Below are 15,816 nucleotides of genomic sequence, written 5' to 3' on the forward strand. Positions count from 1 at the left end.
TCTCCCCCTAATTAAAAGGTGCTTTTCACGCGCAATTATTCGGCATAATCTGGTTATACCTCGGTGAAAACAGGAATCATTTCAAATGGTTAAATCATTGTTAATTGCTGTTAATGAAAAGCTATCGTGCGACGATCTTGGCAAACTCTTGTTACGACTTGCCGTCGGCGGGCTGATGCTTTTTCATGGTTTGCACAAGCTTTTTGGCGGCGTGGGCTTTATCAGCGGCATGCTTGTGGAAAAAGGGCTACCGGGATTTATCGCCTACGGCGTGTTGGTTGGAGAAGTGGTGGCACCGGTTCTGATTATTGTCGGGCTCTTTACGCGTCCGGCCGCGCTGGTGCTGGCCTTTACGATGATTGTGGCATGGCTGATGGTGGGAATGGGTGAAACGCTCGCCCTTGATAAGGTGGGCGCATGGGCGATTGAAAGCCTGGTGTACTTCTTTATCGGCTCTCTGGCGATCGCGTTTTTAGGGGCGGGGCGGTTTGCGCTGGGTAAAGCACCCGCGTGGCGGTAGGGTTGTTGTCGGTCGGGTAAACGCAGTGCCACCCGACAAAAAGCCCGGTGGCGTTGACGCTTACCGGGCCTACGATCGAAAGTTGACCGTTTATGCGAGGACGAGATCGCCCTGCGGATGGCACGAGCACGCCAGCACGTAACCCTCGGCAATTTCCGCATCGGACAGCGTCATGGTGCTGGTGACGGTATACTCTCCGGAAACCACCTTCGTCTTACAGCAGCCGCACACGCCCGCGCGGCAGGCCGCCGCTACCGGCACCTTGTTGCTTTCCAGCGCCTCCAGCAGCGTGGTTCCCACGCGACCAAAGAAGGTCCGCGCAGGCTGCAGCTTGGTGAACTTAACGCCGCTGGTTGCGGCTTCCGCCAACGGCGTGAAGAACTGCTCTTTGAAGAAGCGGGTCACGCCAAGCGCTTTCACCTCTTTTTCCACGATATCCATGTACGGCGCCGGGCCGCAGGTCATCACGGTGCGGTTCGCGATATCCGGCACGCTTTGCAGGAGCTCGCGGCTCAGGCGACCGGGCACAAAGCCGTGGGTCGCGTTGTGCTCCGCCACCAGCGTCACCGGATAATTACGCCACTCCCCGGCAAAAATCACATCTTCCGGGGAACGGACGCTGAAGATCGCCTGCACGTCGGCCTGCGGGCGGTTCTTCGCCAGCCAGCGGCGCATCGACATAATCGGCGTTACGCCACAGCCCGCCGCCAGCAGCAGGAATTTATCGTCTGCTTTGTCGTCACAGGTGAAATCGCCCTGCGCGTCAGACAGCCAGATATAATCCCCGCGCTTGACGTCCCGCGTCAGCCACTGCGAGCCCGCGCCGTCGTCAATACGACGGATAGTGAGCGTAATGTACTCGCTCACGCCCGGCGTTGAGGAGATCGTGTAGGCGCGCAGCGTATCCGCCGAATTGCGAACACTGACCAGCGCATACTGGCCTGCACGGTACGGATAGTAGTCGTGGCACAGCAGCGACAGCGTCCACACATCCGGCGTCTCCTGATGGATGTGATGAACCTGCATCCGCCACGGACATTGTGAGGTTGGCATGGTCATGAATAACTCCTTACGCGCTCAGCAGCTGTTTCATATCATCTTCAACGTTGGTCACGGAACGCAGGCCGAATTTCTCGTTCAGCACGGCCAGCAGGTCCGGCGTCAGGAAGCCCGGCGCGGTCGGTCCGGTCACGATGTTGGTGACGCCGAGAGAGAGCAGGGTCAGCAGGATGACAATCGCCTTCTGCTCAAACCATGACAGCACCAGCGACAGCGGAAGGTCGTTCACGCCGCAGCCCAGTTTCTCCGCCAGGGTGACCGCCAGAATGATGGCCGAGTAAGCATCGTTACACTGGCCCGCATCGATCAGGCGCGGCAGACCTTCGATGTCGCCGAAATCCAGCTTGTTGAAACGGTATTTGCCGCACGCCAGGGTCAGGATCAGGCAGTCTTCCGGCACGCGGGTGGCGAAATCGGTGAAGTAGTTACGTTCGCCGCGCGCGCCGTCGCAGCCGCCGACGAGGAAGATGTGGCGCAGCTTTTCACGGCTGACGAGATCGATCAGCGAATCAGCGGCACCCAGCAGGGTTTCACGACCAAATCCGACGGTGATGAGATGTGGGATCTCGCGGTACGGGAAGCCCGCCATCTGCTGCGCCTGGGCGATAACCGGACCGAAATCGTCACCTTCAAGATGGCTCACGCCCGGCCAGCCGACGATGCTGCGGGTCCAGATGCGGTCATCGTACGCGCCGACGGTCGGGTCGATGATGCAGTTAGAGGTCATCACGATAGGGCCAGGGAAGCGGGCGAACTCCACCTGCTGGTTCTGCCAGCCGCTGCCGTAGTTACCGATCAGATGCTTAAATTTACGCAGTTCCGGGTAGCCGTGTGCCGGCAGCATTTCGCCGTGGGTATAAACGTTAACGCCGGTGCCTTCGGTTTGCTTCAGCAGGTTGTAGAGATCTTTCAGGTCGTGACCGGAAATCAGAATGCACTTGCCTTCGGTTGCCTTGACGTTGACCTGCGTCGGCGTCGGGTGGCCGTAGGTGCTGGTTTCACCGGCGTCAAGAATGCTCATCACGCGGAAGTTCATCTGGCCGATTTCCATTGAGCATTCCAGCAGGGCATTCATATCGGCAGGCCAGGTACCCAGCCACGCCATGATTTTGTGGTACTGGGCGTAAATCTCATTGTCGTACTGACCCAGAACGTGCGCGTGTTCCATATAGGCCGCAGCGCCTTTCAGGCCGTACAGGCACAGCAGGCGCAGGCCGAGAATGTTCTCGCCAATCGCCGCTTTGTCTTTATTCGGGGTGAACTCTGCCGCCTGACGCTGGAGGTCGCCGAGATCGTCGCTGACCAGCTGCAGTTCAGACATCGGGTTTTCCACGCGAGCGCTGGCGTCGGCCTTCAGGCACTGTGCCTTCAGCGCTTCACGCAGGGCAATCGCTTCGCGGGCGTAGCCGACAATGCGCGGAGAGTCGAAGTTAACGTTGGTCAGCGTGGAGAAGAAGGCGCGCGGGGCGAAGCTGTCGACGTAGTGGTCGACAATGCCGTATTCGCGGGCTTTGAACGCCCATGCGGAAAGGCCTTGCAGGGCGGCAATCAGCAGGTCCTGCAGGTCAGATGTTTCTGCGGTTTTGCCGCACATACCCTGTGCGTAAGAGCAGCCATTGCCTGCCGGGGTACGGATAGTTTGTTCACATTGCACACAAAACATAATCACACCTGTTAAAGTTATATTTAATATACATGTTTAAGGTTATGCCTGTGCCAGAACGGAGAAAAGGGCTTTCTGCTACAAAATAGAGGGAGATTGATTTAGCGCAATTTTTGCGGCAGGAAACCTACCGCCAAAGAAGTATCAGGCAGAGAAGAAGGCCATCAGGACCGGAACCAGCAGGCTTAAAATAAAGCCGTGCACGATAGCCGCGGGCACCATCTCCAGCCCTCCGGAGCGTTGTAGTACCGGCAGGGTAAAGTCCATCGACGTTGCGCCGCACAGGCCCAGCGCGGTAGAACGACTGCGGCGAACCAGGCTCGGGATCAGCATGATGGCAATCAGCTCGCGCGCCAGATCGTTAAAGAAGGCGGCGCTGCCGATCACCGGGCCGAATGATTCGGTCAGCAGAATACCGGAGAGCGAATACCAGCCAAAACCGGATGCCATCGCCAGGCCGGTTTTCAGCGGCAGATCGAGAATAAAGGCGTTGATGACGCCCGCCACCATTGAACTGGCGACAACCATAACGGCAACCATCATCCCCCGACGGTTCAGGACAATTTGTTTCAGCGTCATGCCATTATTTCGTAGCTGAATACCAATCAGGAACAGCAGGAAGATCAGCGTATATTCACTGGCCTCTGTCGCGTGCTGTAAAAATGCCCAACCTGTCAGCCCAAGAAGAAAACCGATCACCACGACGCCGCATAATTTTAATGATTCAAGCGCCATTGCAATTCGAGAAGGGAGCTTTTCCTGATGATGGTGATTTTTCCATGGAATAGTGCGTTCCAGCCACAGCAGCGCGGCAATATTGCACAGCAAAATAACCACCACGGTGACGACAGAATAATGGAGAATGGAGAGTAAATTCGCCGACAGGTTGTCCAGAAATGCCAGGCTAATCCCCATAAAGAAAAGAATAACGTAGACAATCCAGCTCAGGAATCGATTAATGAGCCTTAATGCGGATTCACGATGCAGCGGAATAAGATAGCCCACGATCAAGGGCAGCAAAATGATGAGGAGTCCTGAAAACATGAACAGCCGGTCCTTTTGAGTATCGGTTAAGCGCCAGTGACACTACCCAATAAAGGCTGTTCAGTAAAGCGGCAAAAGAAAGCCGGGTGGCGGCTACGCCTTACCCGGCTTGTGTCTATGTGGGGTGTGCGGCCTGTGGCCCTCACCGCGGCCCTCTCCCACGTGGAGACGGAAGGAAAGATTAATCGCGTTTTTCCAGCAGGGTGCGATACAGCACGCCACCGAGGATACCGCCGATAATTGGCATCACCCAGAACAGCCACAGCTGCTCAAGCGCCCAGCCGCCCTGGAAGATGGCGACGGCGGTGCTGCGTGCCGGGTTAACGGAGGTGTTGGTGACCGGAATAGAAATCAGGTGGATAAGCGTCAGCGCCAGACCAATGGCAATCGGGGCAAAACCGGCTGGCGCGTGTTTGTCCGTTGCGCCGTGGATCACCAGCAGGAAGCCGGCGGTCAGCACGATTTCAATCACGATGGCAGACAGCATGGAGTAACCGCCCGGAGAGTGTTCGCCGAAGCCGTTAGAGGCAAAGCCGCTGGCCGCCGCGTCGAAGCCGGCTTTACCGCTGGCAATCACGTACAGAACGCCCGCCGCAATAATACCGCCAACTACCTGCGCCACAATGTAGCCAATTACGTCTTTCGCCGGGAAACGGCCGCCCGCCCATAAACCTAACGTCACTGCCGGGTTAAAATGACCGCCGGAAATATGTCCCACGGCAAATGCCATGGTTAATACGGTTAAACCAAACGCCAGCGCGACGCCGACAAAACCGATACCTAATTCCGGGAATGCTGCTGCCAGAACGGCGCTACCGCAGCCACCAAATACCAGCCAGAATGTACCAAAGCATTCTGCTGCCAATTTTCTAAACATAACCACCTCAAATAATTTTCCGCACGCTTTCCCGCGCACGGGATATATCGCCATAAAGGGATGACGACTCAAAGAGCCCGTATTTTAAAAACCAACAACACCCCTTCGCCACTTAAATAAATTCGATTAATTTGATTTAAGGCAATGTGATGTCAATCCTTGATCAAATCAGCGGTAAATAGAGCATAGACCAATTTGCGGGCGGTAGTATCTTGTGAGATGTGGGTTATTTCAAATGAAACCTGATGGATAAATTCTGAATTTTTCGTGCTTCCGCCAGGATATGGAGGCGGATTGCAGTGTCAAGCCCGTCTGCATCCCGCTATACTGCTGATTACTTGAAGGAAAAAGTGATCATATCGCGGGGGATTTATGCTTCTCGAACGTGTGGAAATTGTCGGGTTTCGCGGTATTAACCGCCTGTCGCTGCAGCTGGAGCAGAACAACGTCCTGATCGGCGAGAACGCGTGGGGTAAGTCCAGCCTGCTGGATGCATTGACGCTATTGCTTTCGCCCGAAGACGATCTGTATCACTTCGTTCGCGACGATTTCTGGTTTCCGCCCGGCGACGTAACGGGACGCGAGAAGCACCTGCATATCATCCTGACGTTCCGCGAATCCGAGCCCGGACGTCACCGCGTGCGTCGCTTCCGCCCGCTGTCACCCTGCTGGGTGCCGTGCGACGACGGTTTCCACCGGATTTTCTATCGGCTTGAAGGCGAGATGGCGGAGAACGAGGGGGTACTCACCCTGCGTGATTTTCTCGATGAGAAAGCCAACCCGATCCCGCTCGACAATATCGACGATCTTGCCCGCCACTTGACCCGCCTGACGCCGGTGTTACGCCTGCGCGATGCGCGCTTTATGCGGCGTATTCGTAACGGAACCGTACCCAATACGCCGGAAGTGGAAGTCACCGCCCGCGAGCTGGATTTTCTGGCCAGAGAGCTGGTGTCGCGTCCGCAGAATCTGACCGACGGACAAATCCGTCAGGGGCTGTCCGCGATGGTGCAACTCCTGGAGCACTATTTTTCCGAGCAGGGAACCTCGGAGTCGCGCCACCGTCTGATGCGCCGCCGCTCTCATGATGAGCAGCGAAGCTGGCGTTATCTCGACATCATTAACCGGATGATCGACCGGCCCGGCGGCCGTACCCATCGGGTGATTTTGCTGGGTCTGTTTTCAACGCTTCTGCAGGCCAAAGGCACCGTTCGCCTTGACCGGGACGCCCGGCCTCTGCTGCTGGTGGAAGACCCGGAAACGCGCCTGCATCCCATCATGCTCTCCGTGGCATGGCATCTGCTGAACCTGCTGCCGCTCCAGCGCATTACGACCACCAATTCCGGAGAGTTATTATCGCTGACGCCGGTTGAACACGTCTGTCGCCTGGTGCGTGAATCCTCCCGCGTCTCCGCTTTCCGGCTTGGGCCGGGCGGTTTGAATGCGGAAGACGGGCGGCGCATCGCGTTTCATATTCGCTTTAACCGGGCGTCGTCGCTCTTTGCCCGCTGCTGGCTGCTGGTGGAGGGGGAAACGGAAACCTGGGTCATCAACGAGCTGGCGCGCCAGTGCGGCCACCACTTTGATGCGGAAGGCATTAAGGTAATCGAATTCGCCCAGTCGGGATTAAAGCCGCTGATAAAATTCGCCCGCCGGATGGGGATCGAGTGGCACGTTCTGGTAGACGGTGATGAGGCGGGTAAAAAATATGCCTCGACCGTGCGGAGCCTGCTGAATAACGAGCGCGAGGAAGAGCGCGACCATTTAACCATGCTCCCCGCGATGGACATGGAACACTTTATGTATCGTCAGGGGTTCGACGACGTCTTCCACCGCATTGCCATGGTGCCGGTCGATGTCCCGATGAACATGCGGCGGGTGATCGCCAAAGCCATTCACCGTTCGTCAAAACCGGATTTAGCCATTGAAGTGGCGACGGAAGCGGGCAGGCGGGGCGTGGAGGCGGTACCGACCCTGCTGCGGAAGATGTTCTCCCGCGTGCTGTGGCTGGCACGCGGGAAAGCGGATTAGCGTTGGGTCGCCTGTTTCATCTGCTGAATCAGGCTATCCAGCAGCGCGTAGCGGCGGCGATATTCGGAGCGTTTTTTGCTGGCGATCTCTTCCATCGGTTTACGCGGCATGACGAGTGGCAGCATAAAATTACCGTTATCCTGCTTTTCACCGCCGATGGAGAGCCAGAAACTGTCGTAATCGGCCAACAGTTTGCCCTCTTTTTTCTTGCGGTAGCGCCAGCTGCGATAAATATGGGTATCGTTACTGACGGCGACAATCTGCTCTACCGGGAACGCGGCGCCGAGCGTCATGGCGGCCTCGACCAGCAGACGTTTCGGGAACAGGCCGTGGCAGGCTTTCGTCGCTCCCTGGATCAGCTCATGGGGAACATGCGCTTTTGCGCCCTGCAAGCCGCCAATGAACAGCGTCGATTTTCCCTCAAACTGGCATAGCGTAAAGGTCATCTCCGCCAGCGCCGTATTTTGACTGTCACAGAAAACGAGGGTAGCTTCTCCCTCTTTATCCATAAACGCGTCGGCACACAGGCGGACGGTAAATTGCTGTTCATCTTTTCCGGTTAAGGTCAGCAGAGTCACGCCCTGCTTTGAAAGGTAACCCTTTGTCAGCGTCGCCGGCAGCTGGCGGCACATCATCTGATAGTGCCAGGACAGCGATTCCAGCACATGCTGTCGATCCATATTGACCGTTAACCACGGACGATGAAGGCGGCAGGGCAGCCCAGGCTGAACCTGGAGCATTTGCATCAGGTGCGGATGTTTCGCAAGATCAGACAGCAGTCGAGCGGTGCTGAGCGGTGTCGCCAGTGAGCGCAGCATGAACTTGCGTCGATAGGCGGGTTTTTCCCATGCCAGCCCGGGTGCGATCTCACCGAAAGCCAGGTTTTTGAAGAGCTGCCAGCCGGATTTTGGCTGCGGCAGGTTTGAAAGTGATGTATCGACGATAGAAGACATGGTAGATCCTGATCCTTTTGGAATATCGCTATTTCAGCAGGAGAAATGTCAACATCTCGTAAACAAATTAGGACGATTTCGGAGAACAGGGCTTTCGTTGAAGAGTCGTTTAGTTAGAATCAACGCTTATCATTGCCAGAACATTTATTTGGAATATTTATGAACCTCAAGGGAAAACGCAGAACGCTGTTTCTGCTGCTGGCGGTCGTGGTTTTAGCCGGTGGGTACTGGCTATGGCAGGTGCTGAATGCGCCGGTGCCGCAGTATCAGACGCTGATTGTTCGCCCGGGCGAACTGCAGCAAAACGTCCTCGCGACGGGCAAGCTTGACGCGCTGCGCAAGGTTGACGTCGGAGCGCAGGTCAGCGGCCAGCTGAAAACGCTGTCGGTTGAGATTGGCGACAAGGTGAAAAAAGGCCAGCTGCTCGGCGTTATCGATCCTGAGCAGGCTGAGAACCAGATCCGCGAGGTGGAAGCCACGCTGATGGAGCTGCGCGCGCAGCGTGCCCAGGCGCTGGCAGAACGTAACCTGGCTCAGGTAACGTTGACCCGTCAGCAGGCGCTGGCCAAAACCCAGGCTATTTCGAAACAGGATTTAGATACTGCCGCCACTGAACTGGCGGTGAAACAGGCGCAAATTGGCACGATTGACGCGCAGATCAAACGCAATCAGGCCTCGCTGGATACGGCAAAAACCAACCTCGACTACACCAAAATCGTCGCGCCAATGGCGGGTGAAGTGACCCAGATCACCACGCTGCAGGGCCAGACGGTGATTGCCGCGCAGCAGGCGCCGAACATTCTGACCCTGGCGGACATGAGCACCATGCTGGTCAAAGCCCAGGTCTCAGAGGCGGATGTGATCCATCTTAAGCCGGGGCAGAACGCCTGGTTTACGGTGCTTGGCGACCCGCAGACGCGCTACGAAGGCGTGCTGAAGGACATTCTGCCGACGCCGGAAAAAGTTAACGACGCTATCTTCTACTATGCCCGCTTTGAGGTGCCAAACCCGCAGGGCGTGCTGCGTCTGGACATGACCGCACAGGTGCATATCCAGCTGACCGGCGTGAAGAACGTGCTGACCATTCCGCTCTCTGCGCTGGGTGAATCCGCCGGGGAGAGCCGTTATAAAGTGAAAGTGCTGCGCAACGGCGAAACGCGCGAGCGCGAGGTCGTGATCGGCGCGCGCAACGACACCGACGTGGTGGTGGTGAAAGGACTGGAAGAGGGCGAGGAGGTTGTTGTCAGCGAAAGCCTGCCCGGAGCCGCTAAATGACGGCGCTGCTTGAGCTAAATAACATTCGTCGCAGCTATCCGTCAGGCGACGGCCCGGTGGAGGTGCTGAAGGGCATCTCCCTGCGCGTGGAGGCGGGCGAGATGGTGGCGATTGTCGGCGCGTCGGGTTCCGGTAAATCGACGCTGATGAACATTCTCGGCTGCCTGGATAAACCGACCAGCGGGACCTATCGCGTGGCCGGGACGGATGTCTCCACGCTGGACGGCGACGCGCTGGCGAAGCTGCGCCGGGAACACTTCGGCTTTATCTTCCAGCGTTACCATCTGCTTTCTCACCTTAACGCGGCCCAGAATGTGGAAGTGCCTGCGGTCTATGCGGGCGTTGAGCGGAAAAAGCGACTTGAGCGCGCGCAGATGCTGCTGACGCGTCTGGGGCTGGCGGAGCGGGTGGAGTACCAGCCGTCGCAGCTGTCCGGCGGCCAGCAGCAGCGCGTGAGTATTGCCCGGGCACTGATGAACGGCGGGCAGGTGATCCTCGCGGATGAACCGACCGGCGCGCTTGACAGCCATTCCGGCGAAGAGGTGATGGCGATCCTGCACCAGCTTCGCGATCGGGGGCACACGGTGATTATCGTTACCCACGATCCGCAGGTGGCGGCGCAGGCAGAACGCATTATTGAGATCCACGACGGCGAGCTGGTCAGCAACCCGCCGCCGCGTGAGTCCAGGGCTGCGGCGCCGAAAGAAGCGCTACCGGCATCAACCGGCTGGGGACAGTTCTCCAGCGGCTTTCGCGAAGCGCTGACCATGGCCTGGCTGGCGATGGCGGCTAACAAAATGCGCACCCTGCTGACGATGCTCGGCATCATTATCGGTATCGCCTCGGTGGTATCGATCGTGGTGGTGGGCGACGCGGCCAAGCAGCTGGTGTTGGCCGATATCCGCGCCATCGGCACTAATACCATTGACGTCTATCCGGGCAAAGATTTTGGTGACGACGAGCCGCAGTATCAGCAGGCGCTGAAGTATGACGATCTGGCGGCAATTCAGAAGCAGCCGTGGGTGAACTCCGCCACGCCTGCGGTGTCGCAGAACCTGCGTCTGCGCGTGGGCAACGTTGACGTGGCCGCCAGCGCGAACGGCGTGAGCGGGGACTATTTCAACGTCTACGGCATGACCTTCAGCGAAGGCGCTACCTTCAACGCCGAGCAGCTGGCGGGCAGGGCGCAGGTGGTGGTGCTGGACGCGAACTCGCGCAGGCAGCTCTTCCCCAATAAAGCCAGCGTGGTGGGCGAAGTGATCCTGGTCGGCAACATGCCTGCCACGGTCATCGGCGTGGCGGAAGAGAAGCAGTCTATGTTCGGCAGCAGCAAGATCCTGCGCGTCTGGCTACCCTATACCACCATCTCCGGACGGATTATGGGGCAGTCATGGCTCAACTCCATCACCGTACGCGTGAAGGAGGGCTACGATAGCGCGCTCGCCGAACAGCAGCTTGAGCGGCTGTTAACCCTGCGCCACGGGAAGAAAGATTTCTTCACCTGGAATATGGACGGCCTCTTGAAAACGGCGGAAAAGACCACACGTACTCTTCAGCTGTTTCTCACGCTGGTGGCGGTGATCTCGCTGGTCGTCGGCGGCATTGGGGTGATGAATATCATGCTGGTGTCGGTCACCGAGCGCACGCGAGAGATCGGTATTCGCATGGCGGTCGGCGCCCGGGCCAGCGATGTGCTGCAGCAGTTTTTGATTGAGGCGGTTCTGGTGTGTCTGGTCGGCGGGGCGATGGGCATTGCGCTCTCGATGATGATCGCGTTTGCGCTCCAGCTCTTTTTACCCGGCTGGGAGATTGGCTTCTCGCCGGTTGCCATTATCACCGCGTTTTTGTGTTCGACCTTTACCGGCATTTTGTTTGGCTGGTTGCCCGCCCGCAACGCGGCGCGGCTGGATCCGGTGGACGCGCTGGCTCGGGAATAACCCGAAAATAAAAATGCCAGCCGATCGGGCTGGCATTTTGACTGCGGGATGTACACAATAAAACAGAGAGCTATGCAACCGTCTCTGCTTCAACGGGTACGATTAGGCTTGCATGATTGCCTTTTGGTCCCTGATGTACATCGAACCGGACGGACTGCCCGGCTTTGAGCGTTCTGTAACCATCCATCTGAATGGTGGAATAGTGAGCGAAGATATCCTCGCCGCCGCCTTCGGGGCAGATGAAGCCAAACCCTTTGGCGTTGTTGAACCACTTAACAGTACCCATTTCCATGCTTCGACATCCTTCGTAAATCTTATAAGTTAAGATGGAATGAACCGGTGGTGGAGTGGGGGCTGTTCAAAACCTCGCCATCTCACGCTTGTACAATTTAGAGAAACGAAAGAAGTCGTCAAGCGTTTGGCGCTGGAGATGGGACAATAATCAACCAAAGTTTGAAGCAGTTAACGCTATTGCAACAGTTTGTGACAGACATCGCGGATGACAGTAATAGATGATTGTTATCTAACATCTGAGGTAGATTCAAAGTGGTTATGCATAATGGGTAAGACCAACGATTGGCTGGATTTCGACCAGCTGGCGGAAGACAAAGTGCGCGACGCGCTAAAACCGCCATCTATGTATAAAGTTATGTTAATGAACGATGATTACACGCCGATGGAATTTGTTATTGACGTGCTACAAAAGTTCTTTTCTTATGATGTAGAACGTGCAACGCAACTGATGCTTACCGTTCATTATCGTGGCAAAGCTATCTGCGGCATCTTCACAGCCGAAGTGGCGGAAACCAAAGTGGCGATGGTGAACGACTATGCGAGGGAGAACGAGCATCCGTTGCTGTGTACGCTGGAAAAGGCCTGATAAGGCATAAAATTGGGGGAGGTGCCTATGCTCAATCAAGAACTGGAACTCAGTTTAAATATGGCTTTCGCCAGAGCGCGTGAGCACCGACATGAGTTTATGACCGTCGAGCATTTACTGCTCGCACTGCTTAGCAACCCATCTGCCCGCGAAGCGCTGGAAGCCTGCTCCGTGGATCTGGTGGCGCTACGTCAGGAACTCGAAGCCTTCATCGAACAAACCACACCGGTGCTGCCAGCCAGTGAAGAAGAGCGCGACACGCAGCCGACGCTCAGCTTCCAGCGCGTGCTGCAGCGCGCGGTATTCCACGTCCAGTCTTCCGGGCGTAGCGAAGTGACTGGCGCAAACGTCTTAGTCGCCATCTTCAGCGAGCAGGAGTCACAGGCTGCCTACCTGCTGCGCAAACACGAAGTCAGCCGCCTCGACGTGGTTAACTTTATTTCTCACGGAACGCGCAAAGACGAGCCTAACCAGGCATCGGATTCCAGCAATCAGGTCAATAACAATGAAGAGCAAGCAGGCGGGGAGGATCGTATGGAAAACTTCACCACCAACCTTAACCAGCTTGCTCGCGTTGGCGGTATCGACCCGCTGATTGGTCGCGATAAAGAGCTGGAGCGCGCGATCCAGGTGCTGTGCCGTCGCCGCAAGAACAACCCGCTGCTGGTGGGTGAGTCAGGCGTGGGTAAAACCGCGATTGCCGAAGGGCTTGCCTGGCGCATTGTCCAGGGTGACGTGCCGGAAGTGATTGCCGACTGCACCATCTACTCGCTGGATATCGGCTCGCTGCTGGCGGGCACTAAATACCGCGGTGATTTTGAAAAACGCTTCAAGGCGCTGTTAAAACAGCTGGAGCAGGATACCAATAGCATCCTGTTTATCGATGAGATCCACACCATCATCGGCGCAGGTGCGGCCTCCGGTGGCCAGGTGGATGCCGCGAACCTGATCAAACCGCTGCTCTCCAGCGGCAAGATCCGCGTGATTGGCTCCACGACCTACCAGGAGTTCAGCAACATCTTTGAGAAAGACCGTGCGCTGGCGCGCCGCTTCCAGAAAATCGACGTGACCGAACCGTCTGTCGAGGAAACGGTGCAGATCATCAACGGCCTGAAGCCGAAGTACGAAGCGCACCACGACGTGCGTTACACCGCGAAAGCGGTCCGTGCGGCGGTGGAGCTGGCGGTGAAATACATCAACGACCGTCATCTGCCGGACAAGGCGATTGACGTGATTGATGAGGCGGGGGCGCGTGCGCGCCTGATGCCGGCCAGCAAGCGTAAGAAAACCGTTAACGTGGCGGATATCGAGTCCGTGGTGGCCCGCATCGCGCGTATCCCTGAGAAGAGCGTTTCTCAGAGCGACCGCGACACGCTGCGCACCCTCGGCAATCGCCTGAAAATGCTGGTCTTTGGTCAGGATAAAGCCATTGAGGCCTTAACCGAAGCGATCAAGATGGCCCGCGCCGGGCTGGGGCATGACCACAAGCCTGTCGGTTCCTTCCTGTTCGCTGGCCCGACCGGCGTGGGGAAAACCGAGGTGACGGTTCAGCTCTCCAAAGCGCTGGGCATTGAGCTGCTTCGCTTTGATATGTCCGAGTATATGGAGCGTCACACCGTCAGCCGTTTGATTGGTGCGCCTCCGGGCTACGTGGGCTTTGACCAGGGCGGCCTGCTCACCGACGCGGTGATCAAGCATCCGCACGCGGTCCTGCTGCTCGATGAAATCGAGAAAGCGCACCCGGACGTGTTCAACATCCTGCTGCAGGTGATGGACAACGGGACGCTGACCGACAACAACGGGCGCAAGGCGGACTTCCGCAACGTGGTGCTGGTGATGACCACCAACGCCGGCGTGCGTGAAACCGAGCGTAAATCTATCGGCCTGATCCACCAGGATAACAGCACCGATGCGATGGAGGAGATCAAGAAGATCTTTACACCGGAGTTCCGTAACCGTCTGGACAACATTATCTGGTTCGATCACCTGTCTACCGAGGTGATCCATCAGGTTGTGGACAAGTTCATCGTCGAGCTGCAGGTTCAGCTGGATCAGAAAGGCGTGTCGCTGGAAGTGAGCCAGGAGGCCCGCAACTGGCTGGCCGAGAAAGGCTACGACCGAGCGATGGGTGCCCGTCCGATGGCGCGCGTGATTCAGGACAACCTGAAGAAACCGCTGGCGAACGAGCTGCTGTTTGGCTCGCTGGTGGACGGCGGGCAGGTGACCGTGGCGCTGGATCAGGTGAAGAACGAACTGACGTACGATTTCCAGAGCGCGGCGAAGCACAAGCCGGAAGCGGCTCACTGAGTGAGTTGAACGTTAATGTTAAAAACCGGGCATTTGCCCGGTTTTTTTATGCCTGCCAAGGTAAAAGCAAAACGACAACAGTGTTGTCGTTTTTAGTGTTTTCTCCCTCTCCCTGTGGGAGAGGGTTGGGGTGAGGGCAACAGACCGCAGAGGAATTTTGCGAGGCGCTTTCCAGTTTCCTTCGAAGTCAGTTGCTGGATAAAACCACAGTAATAAAATGGCGTCGCACCTGCAAAATCAGGTGCCGGGATTGGCGTCCTGATTACACACATATGGAAAGATGTTGCTAACGCAACGTCACTGGTTTCGTTCACTCTTTTTTTAGCTGCGGTATAATCCGTATCTTCAAATATGGTGGGCTGAACCGGGGCTTCTTTTGAAGCGCCGATTTTCCATATGGTCGGTACGCCAAACCGGTTCAGTCTGCCACCCAAAGTTGGCGTTTCTGGTGGTAGTTTTCAGCTCTTAATATGGAAATTATGAATATGGAAAACCAGTCTATCTCCCAACTCTACAGCGAACTCTCCCTCAACCCCGATCTCCCAACCCTTGCAGAGCGCTGCAAATTGCTCACCGAAATCCTCCTCGATTGCACATCACTCCCACAAACGCAGCCCATCTGTCGCTGCCTTGGGGCGTATCTGGAAGAAATGAAATCCGGCCTCACAGAGTCAATGCGTGATTTTCAGGTGGTGGAATTTGAGGACGAAGCGGAACAACCGCGACAAAAAAAGTGGCTGCCTGAAGACACCGAAGCACAGTGTGATTACTGTCGGGCGTTAAACCACATACTGCTGGTATCGCATTTTGACCGCGATATGTTGCCGCACCTCACGGGATTACTCCATGACATGGCTCATTCTATGGCGGGGGATTTAATCGCTCCTGTACAACCGTGGATGACAATACATCTTCCGACGCAGCAACACTAAAGCCATAAATAAAAAAGGCCGGGATTATCCCGACCTTTTAAATATTCATCTGCCATTACAGGCGAAAACAATTAGCGACTACGGAAGACAATGCGGCCTTTGCTCAGGTCGTACGGGGTCAGTTCAACAGTCACTTTGTCGCCCGTCAAAATGCGGATGTAGTTTTTGCGCATTTTACCGGAGATGTGCGCAGTTACCACGTGACCGTTTTCCAGCTCTACGCGAAACATGGTATTAGGCAACGTATCAAGTACGGTACCCTGCATTTCAATATTGTCTTCTTTGGCCATCTAATCCTCTGGGGTATCACTACCAAGTTTTGAACCGGCAAGATAATG

Annotated in this window: 14 protein-coding genes; 7 read left to right on the plus strand and 7 right to left on the minus strand. The window is 56.4% G+C overall.

What is annotated here, in order from left to right:
- The first annotated feature begins 85 nt into the window (after positions 1-85).
- Positions 86-520, plus strand: a complete 435-nt coding sequence (locus WM95_RS08400; protein WP_045403617.1) for a DoxX family protein — start codon at positions 86-88, stop codon at positions 518-520.
- A gap of 90 nt (positions 521-610) precedes the next feature.
- On the opposite strand, the gene hcr is transcribed toward WM95_RS08400, so the two are convergent.
- The 4 genes from hcr to aqpZ all read right to left on the minus strand — a co-directional run bounded on the left by hcr (position 611) and on the right by aqpZ (position 5,163).
- Positions 611-1,579 carry an NADH oxidoreductase gene (gene hcr / locus WM95_RS08405; RefSeq protein ID WP_063408056.1) on the minus strand — a complete coding sequence of 323 codons (969 nt, stop codon included), beginning with the start codon at positions 1,577-1,579 and terminating at the stop codon, positions 611-613.
- A 10-nt stretch (positions 1,580-1,589) separates the two neighbouring features.
- Entirely contained in the window at positions 1,590-3,242 is a 1,653-nt protein-coding gene (hcp, locus tag WM95_RS08410; protein WP_063408055.1) for a hydroxylamine reductase, read from the minus strand.
- Between the two features lie 144 nt (positions 3,243-3,386).
- Entirely contained in the window at positions 3,387-4,286 is a 900-nt protein-coding gene (locus WM95_RS08415) for a lysine exporter LysO family protein (protein ID WP_045403610.1), read from the minus strand.
- 181 nt (positions 4,287-4,467) lie between these two features.
- Positions 4,468-5,163 (minus strand): aquaporin Z, encoded by a 696-nt coding sequence (gene aqpZ / locus WM95_RS08420; RefSeq protein ID WP_014883193.1) that lies wholly within the window; start codon positions 5,161-5,163, stop codon positions 4,468-4,470.
- A 372-nt stretch (positions 5,164-5,535) separates the two neighbouring features.
- Between aqpZ and WM95_RS08425 the strand changes: the two genes are divergently transcribed.
- Positions 5,536-7,194, plus strand: a complete 1,659-nt coding sequence (locus WM95_RS08425) for an ATP-dependent endonuclease (protein ID WP_045354439.1) — start codon at positions 5,536-5,538, stop codon at positions 7,192-7,194.
- On the opposite strand, the gene WM95_RS08430 is transcribed toward WM95_RS08425, so the two are convergent.
- Positions 7,191-8,147, minus strand: a complete 957-nt coding sequence (locus tag WM95_RS08430) for a VirK/YbjX family protein (protein WP_088544725.1) — start codon at positions 8,145-8,147, stop codon at positions 7,191-7,193. The two genes, WM95_RS08425 and WM95_RS08430, sit on opposite strands and share 4 nt — an antisense overlap.
- Positions 8,148-8,306: 159 nt before the next feature.
- Between WM95_RS08430 and macA the strand changes: the two genes are divergently transcribed.
- Both macA and macB read left to right on the plus strand, forming a co-directional pair.
- Positions 8,307-9,422: a macrolide transporter subunit MacA gene (macA, locus tag WM95_RS08435; protein ID WP_063408054.1), complete on the plus strand. Its 1,116-nt coding sequence runs from the start codon at positions 8,307-8,309 to the stop codon at positions 9,420-9,422.
- Positions 9,419-11,359 (plus strand): macrolide ABC transporter ATP-binding protein/permease MacB, encoded by a 1,941-nt coding sequence (gene macB / locus WM95_RS08440; RefSeq protein WP_045403603.1) that lies wholly within the window; start codon positions 9,419-9,421, stop codon positions 11,357-11,359. Before macA ends, macB begins: the two co-directional genes overlap by 4 nt.
- 70 nt (positions 11,360-11,429) lie before the next feature.
- Here the strand turns inward: macB and cspD are convergent, their stop codons facing one another.
- Entirely contained in the window at positions 11,430-11,651 is a 222-nt protein-coding gene (gene cspD / locus WM95_RS08445; RefSeq protein WP_006809408.1) for a cold shock-like protein CspD, read from the minus strand.
- Positions 11,652-11,918: 267 nt separating this feature from the next.
- On the opposite strand from cspD, the gene clpS reads away from it, so the two are divergent.
- The 3 genes from clpS to WM95_RS08460 all read left to right on the plus strand — a co-directional run bounded on the left by clpS (position 11,919) and on the right by WM95_RS08460 (position 15,478).
- On the plus strand, positions 11,919-12,239 hold the full coding sequence (gene clpS, locus WM95_RS08450; RefSeq protein WP_006174393.1) for an ATP-dependent Clp protease adapter ClpS: 321 nt from the start codon (positions 11,919-11,921) through the stop codon (positions 12,237-12,239).
- Between the two features lie 27 nt (positions 12,240-12,266).
- The gene (gene clpA, locus WM95_RS08455) at positions 12,267-14,546 is read left to right on the plus strand and encodes an ATP-dependent Clp protease ATP-binding subunit ClpA (protein ID WP_063408053.1); all 2,280 of its coding nucleotides are present in this window, start codon (positions 12,267-12,269) and stop codon (positions 14,544-14,546) included.
- Positions 14,547-15,025: 479 nt separating this feature from the next.
- Positions 15,026-15,478, plus strand: coding sequence for a hypothetical protein (locus WM95_RS08460; RefSeq protein WP_063408052.1), 453 nt, complete (start codon positions 15,026-15,028; stop codon positions 15,476-15,478).
- 71 nt (positions 15,479-15,549) lie between these two features.
- On the opposite strand, the gene infA is transcribed toward WM95_RS08460, so the two are convergent.
- Positions 15,550-15,768: a translation initiation factor IF-1 gene (infA, locus tag WM95_RS08465; RefSeq protein ID WP_002211347.1), complete on the minus strand. Its 219-nt coding sequence runs from the start codon at positions 15,766-15,768 to the stop codon at positions 15,550-15,552.
- Between the last annotated feature and the right edge of the window lie 48 nt (positions 15,769-15,816).

Origin of the sequence: Enterobacter cloacae complex sp. ECNIH7, from assembly GCF_002208095.1 — a bacterium.
GTDB classification, from domain to species: domain Bacteria; phylum Pseudomonadota; class Gammaproteobacteria; order Enterobacterales; family Enterobacteriaceae; genus Enterobacter; species Enterobacter cloacae_M.